The following is a 19,725-nucleotide window of genomic DNA, read 5'->3' as shown; positions in this document are numbered from 1 at the left end:
CCATGACATTGATAAAATCAGCAGATTTATAATCTCCCATTAACTACATTATTTTCAGCATTATTGTTTATCCATCTTTTGGAATTTTACCTTTTCGCGGTTTTGGAATTATTATTCTTCATCAATTACCACATTATTGTTATCTTCGTGCCATTATATATCTATGAATTCCAGAGAAAAAGAATTTGCGCAACTTATCAAAGATAATCAAGGCCTGATTATCAAAGTATCGCGCTTATATACCAATTCCCTGGAAGATGAAGAGGATCTTTTTCAGGAGATTGTCTTACAGCTTTGGAGAAGTTATGATTCTTTTAAAGGAAACTCAAAAATTTCCACATGGATGTACCGCGTAGCGCTTAATACCGCCATTACTCTTTTTAGAAAAAAAAGCAAAAGCCTTCCTACCAATGAACTAGACATCAACCACAAAGATTTTGTGGAAGATGATGATGAAAAGCAACAACAGATCTCGCTTTTGTATACTGTAATCAAGACTCTTCCTAATATAGAAAGAGCTATTGTTATGATGTATCTTGACGATCTTCCTTACAAGGATATTGCAGAAAACCTCGGAATCACTGAAGTCAATGCACGTGTCAAAATGAACAGATTAAAGAAAACCCTTAAAGAACAGATGGAAAAATATGCCTGAATTTGATTTAGATAGCTTTAAGAAAACATGGCAGGAACAACCTGTACAGCCAAAATATGACAACAGTGAGATTCTTCAGATGCTGAATAGAAAGTCACGCAATTATGTAAAGTATATTTTCTGGATCAGCGTTGTAGAATTTTTGTTCTTTTCTGTTTTGGGCTTATTCTACTTCTTTCAGGAGGAAGAATCTGATAGTTTCCGCAAAATGCTGGAAAGATTAGGTGCTCAGGAAGCTCCTGAAGTTGAAAATAACTTTGGCCATGTTTATTTAGCTATAAAAGTTCTGAGCTTATTGATTACCGCTTATTTTGTCTTAAAATTCTACCAGAATTACCGAAAAATCAAAATCGAAGAAAATCTTAAAGGACTGATTACCAAAATAATTAGTTTCAAAAAAACAGTAAATGCCTTTATTCTTATCAGTATTGTATTGCTGATTGCATTTACTTTTATATTAACTGCTTTTATATTTTATACCTTAAACTCTCAAAATATACAGCCTACTAATTCTAATCTTACCATTATTATTGTCGGAATTACCATAAGTACTTTACTGGCTGTATCCATGATTTGGCTTTACTATAGACTGGTATACGGAAGTATCATTAAGAAACTTGATAAAAACCTGAAACAGCTTAAAGAGATAGATTTACAGGAAAATTAGTATTCATAGGCTATAGTTCAAGATATAATTGTTAATTTTATTTAACCAAATCTTATACTATGCCTTTATCTTATGTGTATGGAACTTCTGAGGTTCCATTATTAGGACAGACTATTGGAGGAAATCTTAAAAGTACTGTCGAAAAACACCCCAATCAGGAAGCACTTGTCTGTGTTCATCAAGATTACAGAGCTACTTATCAAGAGTTTTATAACCAAACAACTGCCATTGCAAAAGCATTGTTGTTTATAGGAGCAAAATCCGGCGACCGAATCGGAATATGGTCTTCGAACCGCTATGAATGGGTTCTTTTACAATATGCCACAGCCAGAATTGGAACTATTTTAGTCAACATTAATCCGGCATACAGAACTCATGAACTCACTTACGTCCTGAACCAGTCTGAAGTCCGCTTCATTTTCTCTTCCTTACATTTCAAATCCAGTAATTACAAAGAGATGGTAGAATATGCCAAAGAAGTATGCCCTACCCTTGAACATGAAATTTTCTTTGATGAGAACTGGGAAGAGTTTGTCAATAACGGACAGGATATTTCGGATGAAGTTCTGCATAGTTTTGAGGAACATGTACAGTTCGATGATCCGGTAAATATTCAATATACATCCGGAACAACGGGCTTTCCTAAAGGAGTAACACTTTCCCATCATAACATTCTAAACAATGGCTATTTTATTGGGATAAGACTAAGATATACGGAAAAAGATCGTGTCTGCATCCCCGTACCATTTTACCACTGCTTTGGTATGGTGATTGGAAATATCTGTTGTACAACCCACGGCGCCTGTATGGTAATACCCAATGACAGCTTTGATCCTGACATTACTTTAAAGGCAGTTTCCGACGAAAAATGCACTTCCTTATATGGAGTTCCTACCATGTTCATTGCTGAACTTGCAGTAAAAGATTTTGATACCTATGATTTTTCAAGCCTAAGAACAGGGGTAATGGCTGGCTCAGTCTGCCCTCCTGAGATTATGAAAAAGGTGGAAAATCTGATGAATATTAAAGAAATGAGTATTTGCTATGGGATGACAGAAACCTCTCCTGTTTCAACACAGACTTTAATTGGTACTTCCTTGGAAAAACAGGTCAGTACTGTAGGTACGGTTCAAGATCATCTTGAAATAAAGATTATTGATGAAAATGGAAAAGTCCTGAAGCGTGGTGAACATGGTGAGCTTTGTACAAGAGGCTACTCAGTTATGCTGAAATATTGGAATGATCCTGAAAACACAAAAAAAGTACTGGATAATGCTCGTTGGATGCATACCGGAGATATGGCAGTAATGGATAAGGATGGATATATTACCATTTCCGGAAGAATTAAGGATCTTATTATTCGGGGTGGGGAAAATATTTCGCCAAAGGAAATTGAAGACTTTTTATACACCTATACCAATATTCTAGATGTTCAGATCATTGGAGTTCCAAGTGAAAAGTTTGGGGAAGAAGTAATGGCATGGGTAAAAGTCAGAAAGGGATTCACGATCACAGAAGAAGAATTAAAAGATTACTGTAAAGGAAAAATTGCTCATTATAAAGTTCCAAAATACTGGAAGTTTGTGGATGAGTTTCCAATGACCATTTCAGGAAAAATAAGAAAGGTAGAAATGCGGGAAATTTCCATAAAAGAATTGGGATTGGGAACTAAAGTTTAACCAAGAAATCAAACGATAAAGTCTCAAAATTTTTTTGAAATTCTAATAGAAATATGATAAGACCTTTTTTCAAAAAGATCCTTGACAGAATGATTGTTACAGGTTATTTTGATCTCGTATAAATAATAAAAAAAGCATTTCTAATGAAATGCTTTTTTTATTATTTAAAGTTCTTTTCTTAATCTCGCTACCGGAATATTGAGCTGTTCACGATATTTTGCAATTGTTCTTCTTGCAATATTATACCCTTGTTCTTTTAAGATGATCACCAAAGCATCATCTGTCAAAGGTTTTCTCTTATTCTCTTTACTGATTACCTCCTGAAGATGGGTTTTAATTTCCTTAGTAGAAACTTCTTCTCCATCATCATTGGTTAAACTATCCGAGAACAGGTCCTTAAGATATACAATACCGTTTGGAGTGTCTGCATACTTACTCTTTACGACCCTTGAAATGGTAGAAATATCAAATCCTGTAATGTCTGCAACATCCTTTAAGATCATTGGTTTCAGAGATTTTTCGTCACCTGTAATAAAATAATCTTTCTGGAACTTAACAATAGCATTAATTGTTTGCAATAAAGTATTCTGACGCTGATTAATGGCATCAATATACCATTTGGCAGCATCCAGTTTTTGCTTGATAAATAAAGCTGCCTGCTTATGCTCAGAAGATTTTTTATCGTGTGAGTAGGTGGTAAGAATATCTTTATATTCCTCAGAAACCCTTAGCGTAGGCGCATTCTTGCTGTTAAGCATAGGAATTACCAATCCATCTTTCACCTGAATCACAAAGTCCGGAATAATTTCCTGATTAATTGTGATGGTCTGGGTATCAAAGTTTCCTCCAACTTTTGGTGATAGTTTAGAAATTTCATCCAACGCATCTTTCAGATCATCTTCTTCAATATCATACTTCTGAATAATCTTGTTGTAATGCTTATTGGTAAGTGCATCAAATTGATGTCTCAAAATATTAGCAGCTAAAGAAACAGCTTTATCTGAGCTCACTTTCTTTTCAATCTGTAATAATAAACATTCCTGCAGTCCTCTTGCTCCTACACCGGATGGATCCAACTTTTGAACATAGTTCTCCAAAATGTCTTCTACTTTTTCCTTTGTAGTATAGATTCCTTGTGAGAAAGCCAGATCATCTACAATTGATTTAATCTCTCTTCTCAAATATCCATCTGTATCTAGGTTTCCGATTAGATATTCTGCAATCTTAAGATCTTCAGTACTGATATTCACCAGGTGAATCTGTTCCATCAGATAATCATATAATGACTGCCCTTCTGTTAAAAGGCTTTCGTTATCAAATTCCTCATCATCCGGAGAGTAGTTGCTGGATGCAGTTTTATAGCTTGGTTCGTCGTCATAAAGATATTCGTTAACGTCGAAGTCTGTTTCAATGCTTTCTGTACCCTCATCCTGATAAGCCTCTTCCAGGGAAGAATATTCATCTTCCTTAGAATCCTCCTTTGCAATTTCCAAAGCAGGGTTCTCTTCTAGCTCTCTCTCCAACTCCTCTTCAAATTCAAGAGTATGAAGTTGAATAAGCTTCATCAACTGGATCTGCTGAGGGGCCAGCTTTTGTCCTAATTTGAGTTGTAAGTGTTGTTTAAGCATATTCGTATTTGCGTTTTAACATAACATATTCTACGAATTTAATAAATTTATTTGATAAAAGATGCATTTAGCATGATTTTTGCTTTATACACTTTACATAATAAACTATTGAAAAATAAAAAAAGCCTTAAACAAATGTTAAGGCTTTTTTTTATATCTCTAGAATTCAGCGCTTTTCGGCGTTCTTGGGAAAGGAATCACGTCTCTGATGTTTGTCATTCCTGTTACAAAAAGAACTAATCTTTCCAATCCTAAACCAAAACCTGCATGGGGTACAGAACCGAATTTTCTGGTATCAAGATACCACCAAAGTTCGTGTTCATCTACATGCATATCTGCCATTTTCTGTTTTAAAACGTCTAATCTCGCTTCTCTTTCTGATCCACCGATGATCTCTCCAATACCCGGGAAAAGAACATCCATAGCGGCAACAGTTTTATTGTCTTCGTTCAGCTTCATATAGAAAGCCTTGATTTCTTTTGGATAATCGAACAATACAACCGGGCACTCAAAATGTTTCTCAACTAAGTATCTTTCGTGTTCAGACTGAAGATCTGCTCCCCAGCTCTCCACAGGATAAGCAAATTTTCCTTTTTTGTTTTCTTTTGAATTCAATAAAATCTCAATAGCTTCTGTATAGCTTACACGCTTGAAACGCTTAGCTATTACATTTTCAAGCTTCTCAATAAGTCCCTCTTTCGCTCTTTCTTTTTCTGGTTTTGTCTTTTGTTCTTCTTCAAAGCGCTTGTCCAGGAATTCAAGATCGTCTTTACAGTTATCCAATACATACTGGATTACATATTTTAGGAAATCTTCCGCTAGGTCGATGTTGTCTTCAAGATTGTTGAATGCCACTTCCGGTTCAATCATCCAGAATTCAGCAAGGTGTCTTGTTGTGTTTGAATTCTCAGCACGGAAAGTGGGTCCGAAAGTATAAATTCTTCCTAATCCCATTGCTGCAGTTTCTCCTTCAAGCTGTCCTGAAACGGTAAGGTTGGTCTTTTTCCCGAAGAAATCCTGTGCAAAATCAATTTCACCCTCTTCAGTTCTTGGCATATTGTTCAGGTCAAAGTTTGTTACTCCAAACATTTCTCCCGCTCCTTCAGCATCTGCACCTGTAATTACCGGTGTGTTAATATAGAAGAATTGGTTTTGGTTAAAGAATGAATGAACGGCAAAGCTTACTGCATGACGTACTCTGAAAACAGCTCCGAACAGGTTGGTTCTGAATCTTAAGTGGGCCTGCTCACGAAGCTTCTCTAGGCTATGTTTCTTAGGCTGAAGAATCGTACTTTGAAGCTCTTCTGTAAAGTTATCTCCTAAAACAATGATCTTTTTAGCAACAATTTCCACAGACTGCCCTGCTCCCTGACTTTCTACCACTTCACCTACTATTTTAAGAGAAGAAGCTGTACTAATATTCTTGATGATTTCTTCATCAAAATTTTCGAAATCAACAACTATCTGCAAATTATTAATCGTAGATCCATCATTAAGGGCTATAAAGCGATTGGCACGGAATGATCTTACCCATCCGTAAACTGTAATGTCATGATGTAATACTTTCTTGTAATCCTTTAGGATTTCTTTGATCGTTTGCTTTTTCATTTGTTGATAATAAATTTTCGTATAAAAATTAATGTTTGCAAAGTTACAAAAAAACGGCGCAACTTGATGATTGCGCCCTCTTTAAAAATCATTAATCAATTATTTAATACATTAGTTAAAGAAAATGGACTTTTTCCTCTGTTTTCCATTCCTTATTTTCAGGGCATGATAACAACTGGGAACATCATATTGCCATTGTGGAAGGAATAAAATAATGAGGATAACATCAATGTGAGAGATCAACCCAAGAATAATCGCCAGATTAAAAGCCCATCCCGCTTCCTGAAAACCGATCAGATAAGTAAATGCCAACAGTAAACTCAAGCCCCACATTTTTGACAAAAAAGCATGAGTACAGGTTTCTTTACCAAATTTCCAGATACTAACAATGTAGCAAAGTGCTTCCATGACGAAAATTAAAAGGATGCCATACCATTCTTCTTTAATTAATTCAGGATTCAGAAAATAGGATGCAAGCCCTAGTGAGAGCCAGAAAATCAAGTCAGTCTGGCTATCTAGTCTTCTCAATTTTTCTGAGGAAACCCCAACTTTTCGGGCAATAATTCCGTCGAAAATATCGGTTAATATTCCAAAATACATTAATGCAAGAATTAAAAACCTCGCTTCTGTACCTTTAAAATAAGCTAATAACAGAATAATCGGAGCCAGGATAAACCTGGTTGCGATAAGCAGATACGGTATATTTTTCATAAGTCTTTATTTTTCTTGTTTCTTAAAATTCCAGTTAATTAAAGGCAGCTTTCTCTTTCCATTTTCATTCCATGCTCCGATCTGTATTCCGCGAAAATCTTTACAATGGTTGTAAAGACCAATCTGAAGTCCCCTGCATTTCTGGCCTACATTCGCCAATGGAGCTACAGAAACACCTTTTATTTCATGATGCAAATTGAAAAAAGGAGATAGAGCAGCTCCATTTGTTATGGCATAGGTATTTATATTGCTTGATATAGTAATCTCCAAACCATTGGTAACCGTAGGCTCCATATTGATGAGAGATAACTGAACTCCGTTGATTTTGTTCATTTTATGCTCTGGAACAATTCCATAATCATTGTTTAAGCTCCACTTACCTGCGTCAGGTAAATACACAAGCAGTAATACCGGAAAGAAAAACCCTACCGGATTAAGTCCCAACCCCAATCCGTTAATTTTTTTAGGAATATTTTTTTCGTCTTCATCAAAATACTTGAACATAATTCCGTTCACGTTTCTGACATTCTTTGAAGGAGAAGCTCCGAGAAACCTGGGTTTCAAAGAATCAATCTTTATACTATCTGATGCATAGGCCAAACTACTGAAAAAAAGAGCCGTTAATAATACTATTCGTGTTTTCATAACTCATATTTTTTAAATTACAATTCAAAATTATCCGTAGAAGAACCAATTCTGAATGTGAAAAAAAATTAAAAAAAATACTACATTTGTGAAAATCACAAAAACATGTACCAGGAACTCTTACTTAGGGAAATTCGCAGAAAAATTGGTGATAAATCTTTGAATGATGAGATCGCTAATATTCTGAATATAAGCTATGATGCATCGCACAGAAGGACTTCTCTGAAAGCAAAGTTCAGTTTTGAAGAGGCTTTGAAACTGGCCAAATATTATCAGATTTCCCTTAATCAATTTATAACTTCAGACCAACAGATTTTGGTTCAAAAAACCTTGGTCGTGAACGAAACAGAAGATTTACAGTCTTTTTTTCAGAATAATCTCAGCATTTTTGAAAATTTGCCACTTTCTGATGAGATGACTATTTATTATTCTGCGAAAGATATTCCTTTTTTTTATACACTTTCAGACACTCTGCTTTCCCGTTTTAAAATTTATGTCTGGATGAATCTGCTTAATGCAAAACAGGTTTTCATTCCCTTTCTGAAATTTTCTCCCCCATATTTTGAATCAAATACACAGGAACTCAAGAAAAAATATGAGGCACAAAATATCGTAGAATTATGGAATGACAGGACTATTTCCAGTATTTTGCAACAGATCTTATTTTATTATGAGACTGGGCTTTTACAAAAAAATGAGGGTCAGATTATTCTGAAAGAGCTTAGAGAGCTTATCGAATATATTGAGCAAAAGACAGAAAACAATCCAAAATTTCACTTGTATGAAAATGAGCTAATGCACCTTTCCAATGACATTTTTTTTCATCATCCACAACAATCACTTTTTGCATTACCTGCAAATATGTTTGGCTACATTTTGATTAATGACGCAAAAACATGCAGTGAAACACGGAATTATTTTGAACATCAGATTAAAAATTCAAAATCCCTGAATACATCCGGAAACAGGGATAGAAAAATCTTTTTCAATAAAATGTATGAACAGATTGAACGGTTAAAACAGAATTTATCATGAACAATATCCATTGGATGAATATTTCCGTGAAACCAATCAAATAGTTAATTATTTTACTGCTGAAATAATCTCATTCACGATTTGGATACATCATTCCCCGATTCGGCTACATTTTTCCCTCTGTAACTTTCCATCTTTGTACCATCATTTAAACAAAAAAATATTTAAAAATGGAAACAAAAAAAGTATGGTTCGTGACAGGATCCTCAAAAGGCTTAGGATTCGAATTGGTGAAAAAATTACTATCCGAGGGATTTCAGGTGGCCGCAACAAGCCGTACCATTGAATCCCTGATCTCCAGGATTGGAGAAACTTCAGAAAGCTTTCTTCCACTCAGTGTAGATATCACAGACAATAGCGACATCAAATCTGCTATTGAAAAAACAGTTAATCATTTTGGAAGAATTGATGTAGTTGTCAACAATGCAGGCTACGGGCAAATCGGAACTCTTGAAGAACTTACCGATGAGGAAGCAAGAGAAAATTATGCCGTGAATGTTTTCGGAACATTAAATGTGATTAGAAATGCCATGCCTTATCTTCGTGAACAAAGATCAGGAAACATCTTCAATATTTCTTCTGTTGGCGGATATTCTGCTAATTTTCCAGGTTGGGGAATTTATTGTTCTACAAAATTTGCCGTTGCCGGATTTACAGAAGCACTGGCTGAAGAAGTAAAAGATTTCGGAGTTCATGCTACCGTTGTTTATCCAGGATATTTCCGTACAGATTTTCTAACTAAAGATTCTGTGAAAACGCCTGCCAATTCCATTCAGGCTTATGAAGCGGCAAGAAATTCGGAGCAGGCTCACCTTAATGAAATCAATGGAAACCAGCCTAACGATCCGGAAAAAGCAGCTGATGTTCTGATCCAGATCAGTAAAGAGAAAAACCCTCCCGTGCATTTATTATTGGGGGTAGGAACACTCGAAATTTTGAATAATAAAATAGATATTTTAAAGAAAGATACTGAGAAATGGGAAAGTCTTACTGTTTCTACTGCTATTTAATCTGATAAATGTATCTTCAGCTCTACTCAGGATGGCACTCTAATCCATCTGCTATATAATTTGATCATACCATGTTAGACAAGTCATCCTGACCGGAGTTGAAGACCTTTTTAATTAATACATTATACTTTTTACAAAAACAATTAACTTAGCTCTTATGAAACAGCCTGTACGTTTTAATTCTATTTCAGATTTTCATGCTTTCTGTGGTCTTCCCAATCCTGAGCATCCACTGATAAGCTTGATAGATTACAGCAAAGTTCGTTATATTGTAGATAATGAGGAACTGAAGTGGATTCAGAGTTTTTATTCAATTGGTTTGAAAAAGAATGTCACACCCAAGTTCAATTATGGGCAGCAGCAATATGATTTTAATTCAGGAGTGCTGTGTTTTGTTTCACCCCAGCAATATCTAAGTCTTGAAATCAATCCGGATATAGAAGTAGAACCTACTGGATTTTTATTGCTCATTCATCCCGATTTTCTGTGGAATACTTCATTAACCAGAAAAATAAAATCATACGATTTTTTTAGTTATCAGGTGAACGAAGCTCTTTTCCTTTCTGATAAAGAAGAGACAATTCTTGTTGATATTTTTAAAAATATTGAACGGGAATATCAGTCAAATACCGATAGATTTACGCAGGAACTGATTATTTCTCAGATTGAATTATTACTGGTTTATTCGGACCGTTTTTATGAACGTCAGTTTTTCACCAGAAAAAAATCAAGTCACGAATTATTGTACAAGTTCGAAGATATTCTCTCCCAATATTTTGAAAGCGGGAATCTCCTTGAAAATGGGATCCCATCGGTTAAAACCATTGCCGAACAAATGAATATTTCTCCTAATTATCTGGGAACATTACTCCGCTTGCATACTCAACAAAATACACAGCAGCATATTCAGAACAAATTAATTGATTCTGCCAAACAACGTTTAAGCACTACGAGTTTATCTGTCAGTGAAATTGCTTATGAGCTGGGTTTTGAGCATCCACAATCTTTCAGCAAGCTCTTTAAACAGAAGACCAATCAGTCTCCGGGAGAATTCAGGAAAATGTTTAATTAGAAATTTTATTATAGACCCCCCTTTGCATAGAGAGGGAATTAATAAAGTTTAGAAAAAATAGATTGCGGGTGTAAAATAAAGCGTATTGCTATTGCAAAATTATTCATCTTTCTTAGATGGAACCAAGAATACGTCCATCAAGCCTTCTGGCAGTTGCATTTTAATGAACCTTTCTTCTCTATTCACTTCAAGAACCCAGTCTTTGATTAATGGAATAACGATTTCTCTTCCCTCAAATCCAAGGATAAAGTAATTCTGTGCTGTCTGATCATTTACAGATCTTATCACACCACATTCGTTATCATTTTCATCAAGAATATCATAACCTATGATTTCGTGATAATAGAATTGTTTTCCTGAAAGTTTAGGCAATGTAGCCAACGGAAGGTAAACACTTTTACCAAGAACCTGATCTACTATTGCTTCAGAAGAATTTTTGAATGCAAGATTCAGAGCATCTAGTTTGCTCCATGATGATTTTTCAATAAAAAATGGAACCAATAATCCGTTGATTTCAACGAATATTGATTCCAATTTATTGTAAAGCTCGGGTTGGTCGGTATCTAATTTAAGGATAACGTTACCCGCAAGTCCATGTCTGCGTGTGATTTTACCTAAAAAATAGCAATCTTCTTTACGCATAACAGGAAATGTTCTTAAGCTTCAGTGTTTTCTTCAGTTTCAGCAGCAGGAGCTTCTCCTTCTGTAGCTTCAACAACTTCTTCAGCAGGTGCGTTTGCAGCTTCTTCAGCAGCTTTAGCATCAGCATCAGCTTGTGCAGCAGCAGCAACTCTAGCTTCGTTTACTTTTACTTCAGCTTCTAAAGCAGCTTTCTTAGCATCAGCTTTAGCAGTAGCTAAACCTTCTACTTTACCTTGAACTTTAGATTCTTTAGATTCTAACCAAGCGTTGAATCTTTTTTCAGCTTCAGCTTGATCAAAAGCACCTTTAGCTACACCACCTTGTAAGTGTTTCTTGTAAAGAGCACCTTTGTAAGAAAGAATAGCTCTAGCAGTATCAGTTGGCTGAGCACCGTTGTTTAACCACTGTACAGCAGAATCAACGTTCAATTCGATAGTTGCCGGGTTAGTAATTGGGTTGTAAGTTCCTAGTTTCTCGATGAATCTACCATCTCTTCTAGCTCTAGAATCTGCAACCACGATGTGGAAAAAAGGTTTTCCTTTTTTACCGTGTCTTTGTAATCTGATTTTTACTGACATAATGTTTGAATTTTACGGGAACTCGTCCCAGTTAAATATTTAAGAGTGCAAAGATAGTACTTTTTCTGATATGTTGAAACGGAGATACAATAATTTATTGATTTTTTCCAATATTCACTGTAATATCATCATCTTAAATACTAGGGTAATGTAAAAAAATAAAAACAAAAGAGCCCTCTTCATGAAAAAGGCTCTCTATTTATCAACTTTTTATTTAGCGGACTTTATTATCTTATGTTTAGCAGAAGTGTTGTCCTGATACATAATTTCAATAAAATAAAATCCATCAGCCAGTGAAGTACAATCTATTTTTTCATGGTGTGTATTGTTTACTGAAAATGATCTCAGTTGTCTTCCGGAAACATCTGTCAGTGTAATTCCTACGATATTTTTTGTTGCTTTGATCTCCAGGAAATCACGTACCGGATTGGGATATAGCCAGGCAGATTCCGGTTCTGATATAGTATCCTTCGTTCCAAGTATAGAATCATATTCAATGACAAAGTATAATAAATTCCCCTGAAATAGATCATTCCATTCTCCGGCATCTCCGTAAATCCAATCTGTTAATGCCAGTCCCAATGCATTCTGGTTTGAGTTATAATTATCAGGTTCCCCTCCCCAGTTTTCATAAAGGCCTCCTACAGATGAGCCGGTAAAATCTCCCTGCCAGAATTGCGGCCCTACACCATCATTATTTCCATCCCAGATCCACTTTCCTTCCTCAGCCAAATCATTCCCTCCTATCCATATATAAGAAGAGCCTCCACCATCCGGTGCTGTAGTATTAAGCAGTGAAACACCCGCACTTTGAAGACCTGCAAAGACAGCATCCTGCTCGTCCTGACTATTGATTTCAGCCAAAATCCCCCCTTTTTCTACAGCACAGGCTGCAGCTCCTATCCAGTTCTTATTTTCTTTAACAACCTGATAGGTTTTTCCACTATAATTAAATGAATATATATTGGCTGGATTAGCACACTGCCCCTGTAGATTGAAACCGGAAACAGCTACCGTACACATCAGTACAGCTTTAATAAAATAATTATTTTTCATAAATTCAGTTTAAAATGAAATGTCAAGATAAATATATATCATGACAAAATCAAAAATCCGAATACCAACCTGAGCCTTATGAAAACAAGATTTTCTTTAATAAAAATCAATTATATTAAATATTTAAAATATCTAAAATTTCACTTAAGATTAGTTCTGAAAAACATTTTATTTAAGAATAAAAATTTTTTTGTTTTTTTTAAAAATTGGATTTTTTTTACTCCAAACTTCCCATATAAAAAAGTCCCAAACACTTTTGGTTTTCTTCAATTATTAAAGATTCTTTCAAGGCATTAACAATTGTAGGAGAACTCCAATAGCAGCCAATATTATTTGCAGTACAGCTTAGGTACATGTTTTGAACAGCCATTGAAGTAGCCGCAATTTCTTCCCATTCAGGAACCATTCCGCTGAAATTAACAATAATGGATACTACAACATTAGCTTTGTTGATTTTAAAACCTATGTCATTGTATTTTTTCTCCAAAAAAAGCTGTTCGGTTTGGGTTGCTTTATAGATAGCCTGCATTTCTGAAGCTAGTTTTGCCTTTTCCTCACCTTTGAATATTTTGAAACGCCAAGGCTTCGTACGTTTATGATTGGGAGCTAAAGTCGCTGAATGTAGAATTTCATCAATAACTTCCTGAGAAATTTCCGTGTCTGTATAATCCTTTGGAAAAATACTTCTTCTTTGCTCTATAATTTCTTTTAAGACTGTTGCTTTATTCATAGAAACAAAATTACGAAAAAGTTGAGAGTTTGTATTGGTTATTACCGGTTTGAGCTAACCCATCCACTATTTTTTCGCTTCATTGAGTTATCATTTGAAAAAACCGCAAGCAAATTTAAACCTATTATATAATAGAAGTATTAATCTACCAACGAGCTTCTCTACAATACTTCCACTACTTTTTGATGAATTTTATTTAGGGTAAACTCATCTCCGGCTCTCATTCCCATCAGTTTTCTTGCCATGGGACTTTCAGGAGAAATGGCATAAAACCGGTCACCCTCGAAGAAAAACTCACCCAATGAAACAGAAATATAAAAACGAGCCTTATTGGTAATCACCAAAGAACCTAGCTGAACTCTTTCTGTAGTTGCATTCAGTACTTTAGCCATATTTTTTTTCAGATCATTCAAGGCTCCAAGCTGGCGCTGCATTTGGTAAATTTCCTCCTGCATTTCCTCTCTCATGCTGTCATACTTTGGAGTCTTTTTGATGTCACGGCTTGCTTCCTGGGTAAATTCTATAAAATTTTTAAGCTTCTCAATTTTCTCTGCAATAGTACTATTTACAAAGTCCCTGATCCCGCTTTTTTCAAATACAATCTTCTCCATAAATCGATTCTTTATATAAAGATAATATTTTTTAGAATAATAATTTATACTTTTTTCCATTCATAGAACTATGCTGGTAATAACAGAAAATGATGACTTCTCATCATAAAAAAGCCTTGTATCATTTTACAAGGCTTTCTGTTTATTTTTCTGATAGTTTTTTGAGATCATCGAGTCCCTGTCCAAACATTTTATCCATATTACGGTCCATCATTGGTTTCATCACTTTCATCATGGTATTCAACTCATTATCTATTTTCCATGTTACCTTTGTTCCGCTACCCTCAGGGGTCAGTACAAAAGTTCCTTTGGCATTCCCATCAAAAGGCTGAATAAAATGAAGCTTAGTGACCAATTTTTCATTGGGTACAGTTTCTGTGATGGATTGTTCTCCCTCGCTGTCATCCCCTTTCCAATGGTAAGAATCTCCCATTTTATCCCCCTCTCCGGAATAGGTAATCGTAATGTTTTTTATTTCCTTCGAAAAAGGATCCCACATATTATATCCCTTTAAGGAACCTACATATTGCCATACCTTTTCCTTTGGAGCATTGATGACAACGGATTTTTCATAATGATAATCTTTGCTAAAAGCCAGGATAGCGATTACAGCGTATACAATAATCAGTAGAATGATTATTCCTATAATCTTTAAGAGTGTTTTCATAGTCTATATATTTAAGGTTATTTATTTTAAATAGGATTACTGAATCTGTTCTCAAAATTAAATATTACGACATCACCCGCTCTTTCCATATGACAAGATTATTTAAAGTTAATGCATTTTTGTCATAACTTGGTATCCGGGCATCATTTTTGTGCCTTTCAGCTATGATTCTTTGATGAATCGCTACATTTACCTTAACTAAAAATCGGAAAAATGAATATTTTAACAGAAAAATTTAACACTCCATATCATTCAGCACCATTTGGTGACATTAAAAATGAAGATTATCTTCCTGCTTTTAAAGAATTAATTCAAAAATCTGAAGAAGAAATCGATACCATTGTTAACCATTCTGACGCTCCAACTTTTGAAAATGTTATCGAAGCATTAGCGTATTCGGGTGAGCAATTGGATGTAGTCTCCAATATATTTTTCAATTTAAATTCGGCAGAAACCAGTGATCAGCTTCAACAGATTGCTCAGGAAGTTTCTCCAATTTTAACGGAATATTCTTCAAAAATCTCTCAAAATGAAGCCCTTTTCAATAAAATCAAAACAGTATATGATGAAAAGGAAAAATACAACCTTAATGAAGAGCAGGCAATGCTTTTAAATGAAACCTATAAGGGTTTTGTAAGAAGTGGAGCTTTACTGAATGAGGAAGACAAGGAAAAATTAAAAAAAATCAGCATGGATCTTTCTTTAAAATCCCTGCAATTCGGACAAAATGTATTGGCTTCTACCAATGCTTACTTTAAACATATTACCAATAAAGAACAATTAACAGGAATTCCAGAGGCTATCATTGGGCAATACGCAGAAGAAGCCAAAGAGAGAAATCTTGAGGGCTGGGTGGTTACCCTACAATATCCAAGCTATATCCCATTCATGACCTATGCGGAAAACCGTGATCTAAGAAAGGAGCTGGCATTGGCTAATGGCAAAAAATCTTTTGATGATGGAGAATTTGACAATCAGAATCTCATTAAAGAGCTTCTTCATTTAAAACAGCAGAAAGCTGAGCTTTTAGGATATAAAGATTATGCAGATTTTGTTCTTGAGGAAAGAATGGCAAAATCCCCGGTAAAGGTTTTTGACTTTTTAAATGAGCTTTTAACCAAGGCAAAACCTTACGCTGCTAAAGAGATAGAAGAATTAAAATCTTTAGCCAAAGCTGACGGAATTGAGGAAGTACAAGGCTACGATCATGCTTTCTATGCTGAAAAACTTCGTAAGGAAAAGTATGATTTTAATGATGAGGAATTGAAACCATATTTTCCATTGGACCAAGTACAGGATGCTGTTTTCGGGCTATCCGGAAAACTGTTCGGATTGACTTTTGAGGAAAGAAATGATATTCCGAAATACCATGAAGATGTAAAAGTGTATGAGGTAAAAGAGAACGGAACATACAAATCTTTGTTATACGTTGATTATTTCCCAAGAAAAGGGAAAAGAGCCGGAGCATGGATGACCAGTTACAAGAACCAGTACAAGCAAAATGGTGAAAATTCTCGTCCCCATATCTCTATCGTTTGTAATTTCAGCAAACCAACCAAGGATACTCCTAGTTTATTTACTTTCCAGGAAGTGACAACTTTGTTCCATGAATTTGGTCATGCCCTTCACGGAATGATGGCGGATACTCAATATCCTACTCTTTCGGGAACTTCTGTAAAATGGGATTTTGTGGAATTACCCTCTCAGTTTTTAGAAAACTTCTGCTACGAACCTGAGTTCCTGAAAACTTTTGCCAAACATTATAAAACAGGAAATGTACTTCCTGACGAAAAAATTGAAAAAATTGAGCAGTCCAAAAATTTCATGGAGGGCTATCAGACATTGAGACAAATAAGTTTTGGACTTCTGGATATGAACTACCATACAAAAGTGGCAGAACTTGAAAATGAAAGCGTGAAAGAATTTGAAGATAAATATACCAAGGCTACGGCGCTCTATCCTACCAATCCGGAAACAGCAATGAGTCCAAGTTTTTCACACATTTTCCAGGGCGGGTATTCTGCGGGATATTACTCTTACAAATGGGCGGAAGTTCTGGATGCTGATGCATTCCAGTATTTTAAGGAAAACGGAATCTTTAATCCTGAAATTGCAGCTAAATATAAAGTGCTCCTTTCTTCAGGAGGAACCAAGGATCCGATGGAATTATACAAAAATTTCAGAGGGAGTGAGCCTAAAGTGGAGAGTTTGTTGAAAAGAGCATTTGGATAAGAAAAACATTAAAATATACTTCAAAAATAAATGAGTAACATACCTCAAAGACTTGAAAACGTTAAAAAACTCCAGGCAAAAAGATGGCAGAATGAAGATCATTGGGATACATTAAACGATCTTTTAGTTAAAGAATTAGATGAAATTTTACTTATTGAACCTGAGAATACTTCTGCGTTAATTAACATTGGTGCAATTTATTCTGATATGGGCGAAAATGAGAAAGCTTTGTATTATTTAAAAAAAGCCTTAAACCTAGGATCGGAAGATAAAAACCTTTTTGTAAATCTGGCAATTGTTATGATTTATATGGAGAAGCATCAGGCAGAATATTTAGAATATCTAGAAGAAGCTGAAGGTAAGGTTGAAGATGCACTTACTTTTAAAGCCTATTTCGACCCACAATCTCATTAAAACGAATTGTATCAAACTTTCTGAAGAACTGAACCTCCTAAAGTGGAGGATGTATTGAAAAGAATTTTCATATAATTTACCTTTAAATTATGACAGAAAAATTAAATAAACTAGAAGCAGCTTTTAAAGAGTCTTTAAAAGCTGCTCTTCATAATATCGATTCTGAAAAGATTGATGAAACCTTAGATAATCGAGATTTGCCTGAATTTTCCGATGCCTGGATGGAAGCCTATCATGCCATTGATGAAAAAAAAGTTGAGGAGGAAATAGAAGATAAGATTACCGATATTCGAAAGGAGATTTTTGTAACCATTTTCAGGATTACTGAATCAACAGAATTACCAGCTTATATTTCGGATGATTTTGAATTAGTTTCTTCATATTATCTTCACGACATTGAAAACAAATGGGTAACCAATTTGCTTTTCACTTATCTTAATCACAGAATCCCACAGGGGAATCTCCTTATCCAAACAGATAAAACGATGAAAGAATTACTCCAAGGCAATGCACCATTCTTTTCAGAATAAATTAAGAATATTTATAAATGAGAGTACCTCACCAATAAGTTTAGAAGTTTTTTATCAATTTACCGGAGACATTGACTTACTAAAGATTAATTAAATTTTAACATTGAGAAATTATAAATATTGTAATGATCCCATCGTTTTGATAAAGCATGTAAAGGAAGACTCAAAGTTTTCAGGGAATGTACAGAGAAAAGATGAAATAAGAACATGAATAATTAATTTGTAAATTGCATACATTCAAACTGATCTATTACCCTTAAAAATTTAAATCATGCTACTAGCCATTTTACTTCCCTTTTTCTCTTTTATTATCCGAGGAAAGGTCCTTACCGGAATCATTTGTCTGATCTTACAGATTACTGTCATAGGCTGGCTTCCCGCTGCAATTTGGGCTGTTTTATCTTTAAACAATGAAAGAGCTGATAACCGAAATAAAGAATTAATTCGTGCCATGCGCCAAAATCAAAGGTAAGACACTTTTGACTATAAAAACTTCTCAATCCTTTATCCATATAAAGGATTTTTTTGTTTTTAAAAGTCTTTCAGATTATAGTTGTAATTTTATCATCATTTATTATTGAGAGCCAATATTAAAAACAACAGCAAACCTCCTTATCCTATGAAAGAAAATAAATACGATAACCCGTCTTTTTTTGACCAGTATGAAAAAATACTCCGGTCCCAGCTGGGATTGGAGGGAGCCGGAGAATGGCATGCCCTAAAAAATATGTTACCTGATTTTACAGGAAAAAACATCCTTGATCTTGGCTGTGGCTTTGGATGGCATTGCCGTTATGCGATGGAAAATGGTGCAAAATCTGTCATTGGAATAGATCTTTCGGAAAAAATGCTGACTAAGGCAAGAGAAATCAATAGCCTTGAAGGGATTCGATATGAAAGAAAAGCCTTAGAGGATATTCATTATCCTGTGGAGCAGTTTGATCTTGTTTTAAGTTCTCTGACCTTGCATTATGTGGAATCTTTTGAAGCAATTGCTCAAAATGTTTATCAATGGCTAACTTCTGGTGGTCATTTTGTCTTCTCAGTAGAGCATCCTGTATTTACGGCTGAGGGAAGCCAGGACTGGAGCTATGATAAAAATGGTAATAAAACCTTCTGGCCTGTTGACCGTTATTTCATAGAAAGAAAAAGAAACACCACTTTTTTGGGTGAAAATGTGATCAAATACCACCGGACTTTAACTTCTTATATAAACACGCTATTAAAGCAGGGTTTCAAAATAAAAGAAATCACGGAACCGGAGCCCGGCCAAGAAATGTTGAAAGAAATCCCAGAAATGAAAGATGAACTTCGGCGTCCTATGATGCTATTGATATCTGTAGAGAAAGGATAAAAAAAATCAAAGAAATAATACGCAATAATTCTCATGAAAATTCAGTCCGGGAACATATAAAGTAGATTTTAAAACCCGGACTGCTTATTATACTCTCACTTTCCGTACCTGATATAATATGAATTATCAGATCATTTTAATTGCATGAATGAATACGTTTTTAATCAGGAACAATAAAAATCAATACATTAAATAAATCAT

General features: G+C 34.9%; 21 protein-coding genes. 11 read left to right on the top strand and 10 right to left on the bottom strand.

Annotated features, from left to right (window positions below; translation table 11 throughout):
- Window positions 1-163 precede the first annotated feature (163 nt).
- Genes SCA31_RS19590 through SCA31_RS19580 form a run of 3 tightly spaced genes read left to right on the top strand, consistent with a single transcriptional unit; the run spans window position 164 to window position 3,001 of the window.
- Window positions 164-655 (top strand): RNA polymerase sigma factor, encoded by a 492-nt coding sequence (locus tag SCA31_RS19590; protein ID WP_027374652.1) that lies wholly within the window; start codon window positions 164-166, stop codon window positions 653-655.
- On the top strand, window positions 648-1,322 hold the full coding sequence (locus SCA31_RS19585; RefSeq protein ID WP_410698700.1) for a beta-carotene 15,15'-monooxygenase: 675 nt from the start codon (window positions 648-650) through the stop codon (window positions 1,320-1,322). Before SCA31_RS19590 ends, SCA31_RS19585 begins: the two co-directional genes overlap by 8 nt.
- 59 nt (window positions 1,323-1,381) lie before the next feature.
- The gene (locus SCA31_RS19580) at window positions 1,382-3,001 is read left to right on the top strand and encodes an AMP-binding protein (protein WP_410698699.1); all 1,620 of its coding nucleotides are present in this window, start codon (window positions 1,382-1,384) and stop codon (window positions 2,999-3,001) included.
- A 164-nt stretch (window positions 3,002-3,165) separates the two neighbouring features.
- Here SCA31_RS19580 and rpoN read toward each other — a convergent pair whose 3' ends face one another.
- From rpoN to SCA31_RS19560, 4 genes are all read right to left on the bottom strand, one after another.
- Window positions 3,166-4,629 (bottom strand): RNA polymerase factor sigma-54, encoded by a 1,464-nt coding sequence (gene rpoN / locus SCA31_RS19575; RefSeq protein ID WP_410698698.1) that lies wholly within the window; start codon window positions 4,627-4,629, stop codon window positions 3,166-3,168.
- A 159-nt stretch (window positions 4,630-4,788) separates the two neighbouring features.
- Window positions 4,789-6,237, bottom strand: a complete 1,449-nt coding sequence (gene asnS / locus SCA31_RS19570) for an asparagine--tRNA ligase (protein WP_410698697.1) — start codon at window positions 6,235-6,237, stop codon at window positions 4,789-4,791.
- A gap of 111 nt (window positions 6,238-6,348) precedes the next feature.
- Entirely contained in the window at window positions 6,349-6,948 is a 600-nt protein-coding gene (locus SCA31_RS19565; RefSeq protein WP_410698696.1) for a CDP-alcohol phosphatidyltransferase family protein, read from the bottom strand.
- 6 nt (window positions 6,949-6,954) lie between these two features.
- The gene (locus tag SCA31_RS19560) at window positions 6,955-7,593 is read right to left on the bottom strand and encodes a hypothetical protein (RefSeq protein WP_410698695.1); all 639 of its coding nucleotides are present in this window, start codon (window positions 7,591-7,593) and stop codon (window positions 6,955-6,957) included.
- Window positions 7,594-7,698: 105 nt separating this feature from the next.
- On the opposite strand from SCA31_RS19560, the gene SCA31_RS19555 reads away from it, so the two are divergent.
- The 3 genes from SCA31_RS19555 (at window position 7,699) to SCA31_RS19545 (ending at window position 10,710) form a co-directional block, all read left to right on the top strand.
- Window positions 7,699-8,628, top strand: coding sequence for an XRE family transcriptional regulator (locus SCA31_RS19555; protein ID WP_410698694.1), 930 nt, complete (start codon window positions 7,699-7,701; stop codon window positions 8,626-8,628).
- 170 nt (window positions 8,629-8,798) lie between these two features.
- On the top strand, window positions 8,799-9,638 hold the full coding sequence (locus tag SCA31_RS19550; RefSeq protein ID WP_410698693.1) for an SDR family NAD(P)-dependent oxidoreductase: 840 nt from the start codon (window positions 8,799-8,801) through the stop codon (window positions 9,636-9,638).
- 157 nt (window positions 9,639-9,795) lie between these two features.
- The gene (locus tag SCA31_RS19545; protein WP_410698692.1) at window positions 9,796-10,710 is read left to right on the top strand and encodes a helix-turn-helix domain-containing protein; all 915 of its coding nucleotides are present in this window, start codon (window positions 9,796-9,798) and stop codon (window positions 10,708-10,710) included.
- A 99-nt stretch (window positions 10,711-10,809) separates the two neighbouring features.
- Here the strand turns inward: SCA31_RS19545 and rimM are convergent, their stop codons facing one another.
- From rimM to SCA31_RS19515, 6 genes are all read right to left on the bottom strand, one after another.
- Window positions 10,810-11,352 (bottom strand): ribosome maturation factor RimM, encoded by a 543-nt coding sequence (rimM, locus tag SCA31_RS19540; protein WP_410698691.1) that lies wholly within the window; start codon window positions 11,350-11,352, stop codon window positions 10,810-10,812.
- A 14-nt stretch (window positions 11,353-11,366) separates the two neighbouring features.
- On the bottom strand, window positions 11,367-11,930 hold the full coding sequence (locus SCA31_RS19535; protein WP_410698690.1) for a 30S ribosomal protein S16: 564 nt from the start codon (window positions 11,928-11,930) through the stop codon (window positions 11,367-11,369).
- Window positions 11,931-12,140: 210 nt separating this feature from the next.
- Complete coding sequence (locus SCA31_RS19530) at window positions 12,141-12,986, bottom strand: T9SS type A sorting domain-containing protein (protein ID WP_410698689.1); 846 nt, start codon at window positions 12,984-12,986, stop codon at window positions 12,141-12,143.
- A 217-nt stretch (window positions 12,987-13,203) separates the two neighbouring features.
- Window positions 13,204-13,716, bottom strand: a complete 513-nt coding sequence (locus SCA31_RS19525; RefSeq protein ID WP_410698688.1) for a nitroreductase — start codon at window positions 13,714-13,716, stop codon at window positions 13,204-13,206.
- Between the two features lie 161 nt (window positions 13,717-13,877).
- Window positions 13,878-14,327, bottom strand: coding sequence for a hypothetical protein (locus tag SCA31_RS19520; protein WP_410698687.1), 450 nt, complete (start codon window positions 14,325-14,327; stop codon window positions 13,878-13,880).
- A 142-nt stretch (window positions 14,328-14,469) separates the two neighbouring features.
- Entirely contained in the window at window positions 14,470-14,994 is a 525-nt protein-coding gene (locus SCA31_RS19515; protein WP_076352644.1) for an SRPBCC family protein, read from the bottom strand.
- 213 nt (window positions 14,995-15,207) lie between these two features.
- Here SCA31_RS19515 and SCA31_RS19510 point away from each other — a divergent pair, with 213 nt between their 5' ends.
- The 5 genes from SCA31_RS19510 (at window position 15,208) to SCA31_RS19490 (ending at window position 19,524) form a co-directional block, all read left to right on the top strand.
- Window positions 15,208-17,226: a M3 family metallopeptidase gene (locus SCA31_RS19510; protein ID WP_410698686.1), complete on the top strand. Its 2,019-nt coding sequence runs from the start codon at window positions 15,208-15,210 to the stop codon at window positions 17,224-17,226.
- 30 nt (window positions 17,227-17,256) lie between these two features.
- The gene (locus SCA31_RS19505; RefSeq protein WP_410698685.1) at window positions 17,257-17,640 is read left to right on the top strand and encodes a tetratricopeptide repeat protein; all 384 of its coding nucleotides are present in this window, start codon (window positions 17,257-17,259) and stop codon (window positions 17,638-17,640) included.
- A gap of 89 nt (window positions 17,641-17,729) precedes the next feature.
- Window positions 17,730-18,170, top strand: a complete 441-nt coding sequence (locus SCA31_RS19500) for a hypothetical protein (protein WP_410698684.1) — start codon at window positions 17,730-17,732, stop codon at window positions 18,168-18,170.
- Between the two features lie 271 nt (window positions 18,171-18,441).
- Window positions 18,442-18,642, top strand: coding sequence for a YqaE/Pmp3 family membrane protein (locus tag SCA31_RS19495; protein ID WP_410698683.1), 201 nt, complete (start codon window positions 18,442-18,444; stop codon window positions 18,640-18,642).
- Between the two features lie 147 nt (window positions 18,643-18,789).
- Window positions 18,790-19,524 carry a class I SAM-dependent methyltransferase gene (locus tag SCA31_RS19490; RefSeq protein WP_410698682.1) on the top strand — a complete coding sequence of 245 codons (735 nt, stop codon included), beginning with the start codon at window positions 18,790-18,792 and terminating at the stop codon, window positions 19,522-19,524.
- Window positions 19,525-19,725: the final 201 nt, after the last annotated feature.

This window comes from Chryseobacterium sp. SIMBA_028 (genome assembly GCF_046535285.1).
GTDB lineage: Bacteria > Bacteroidota > Bacteroidia > Flavobacteriales > Weeksellaceae > Chryseobacterium.
Note: the sequence above shows the minus strand (reverse complement) of the source record. Positions and strands in the feature narration are given on the sequence as shown.

Bases quoted from the DNA above. Each gene is read 5' to 3' on its own strand.
- SCA31_RS19560 (WP_410698695.1), bottom strand. From the start codon at position 7,593: ATGAAAACACGAATAGTATTATTAACGGCTCTTTTTTTCAGTAGTTTG.
- asnS (WP_410698697.1), bottom strand. From the start codon at position 6,237: ATGAAAAAGCAAACGATCAAAGAAATCCTAAAGGATTACAAGAAAGTA.
- SCA31_RS19565 (WP_410698696.1), bottom strand. From the start codon at position 6,948: ATGAAAAATATACCGTATCTGCTTATCGCAACCAGGTTTATCCTGGCT.
- SCA31_RS19585 (WP_410698700.1), top strand. From the start codon at position 648: ATGCCTGAATTTGATTTAGATAGCTTTAAGAAAACATGGCAGGAACAA.
- SCA31_RS19550 (WP_410698693.1), top strand. From the start codon at position 8,799: ATGGAAACAAAAAAAGTATGGTTCGTGACAGGATCCTCAAAAGGCTTA.
- SCA31_RS19545 (WP_410698692.1), top strand. From the start codon at position 9,796: ATGAAACAGCCTGTACGTTTTAATTCTATTTCAGATTTTCATGCTTTC.
- rpoN (WP_410698698.1), bottom strand. From the start codon at position 4,629: ATGCTTAAACAACACTTACAACTCAAATTAGGACAAAAGCTGGCCCCT.
- SCA31_RS19505 (WP_410698685.1), top strand. From the start codon at position 17,257: ATGAGTAACATACCTCAAAGACTTGAAAACGTTAAAAAACTCCAGGCA.
- SCA31_RS19490 (WP_410698682.1), top strand. From the start codon at position 18,790: ATGAAAGAAAATAAATACGATAACCCGTCTTTTTTTGACCAGTATGAA.
- SCA31_RS19495 (WP_410698683.1), top strand. From the start codon at position 18,442: ATGCTACTAGCCATTTTACTTCCCTTTTTCTCTTTTATTATCCGAGGA.
- SCA31_RS19580 (WP_410698699.1), top strand. From the start codon at position 1,382: ATGCCTTTATCTTATGTGTATGGAACTTCTGAGGTTCCATTATTAGGA.
- SCA31_RS19500 (WP_410698684.1), top strand. From the start codon at position 17,730: ATGACAGAAAAATTAAATAAACTAGAAGCAGCTTTTAAAGAGTCTTTA.
- SCA31_RS19515 (WP_076352644.1), bottom strand. From the start codon at position 14,994: ATGAAAACACTCTTAAAGATTATAGGAATAATCATTCTACTGATTATT.
- SCA31_RS19525 (WP_410698688.1), bottom strand. From the start codon at position 13,716: ATGAATAAAGCAACAGTCTTAAAAGAAATTATAGAGCAAAGAAGAAGT.
- SCA31_RS19590 (WP_027374652.1), top strand. From the start codon at position 164: ATGAATTCCAGAGAAAAAGAATTTGCGCAACTTATCAAAGATAATCAA.
- SCA31_RS19555 (WP_410698694.1), top strand. From the start codon at position 7,699: ATGTACCAGGAACTCTTACTTAGGGAAATTCGCAGAAAAATTGGTGAT.
- SCA31_RS19520 (WP_410698687.1), bottom strand. From the start codon at position 14,327: ATGGAGAAGATTGTATTTGAAAAAAGCGGGATCAGGGACTTTGTAAAT.
- SCA31_RS19510 (WP_410698686.1), top strand. From the start codon at position 15,208: ATGAATATTTTAACAGAAAAATTTAACACTCCATATCATTCAGCACCA.
- rimM (WP_410698691.1), bottom strand. From the start codon at position 11,352: ATGCGTAAAGAAGATTGCTATTTTTTAGGTAAAATCACACGCAGACAT.
- SCA31_RS19535 (WP_410698690.1), bottom strand. From the start codon at position 11,930: ATGTCAGTAAAAATCAGATTACAAAGACACGGTAAAAAAGGAAAACCT.
- SCA31_RS19530 (WP_410698689.1), bottom strand. From the start codon at position 12,986: ATGAAAAATAATTATTTTATTAAAGCTGTACTGATGTGTACGGTAGCT.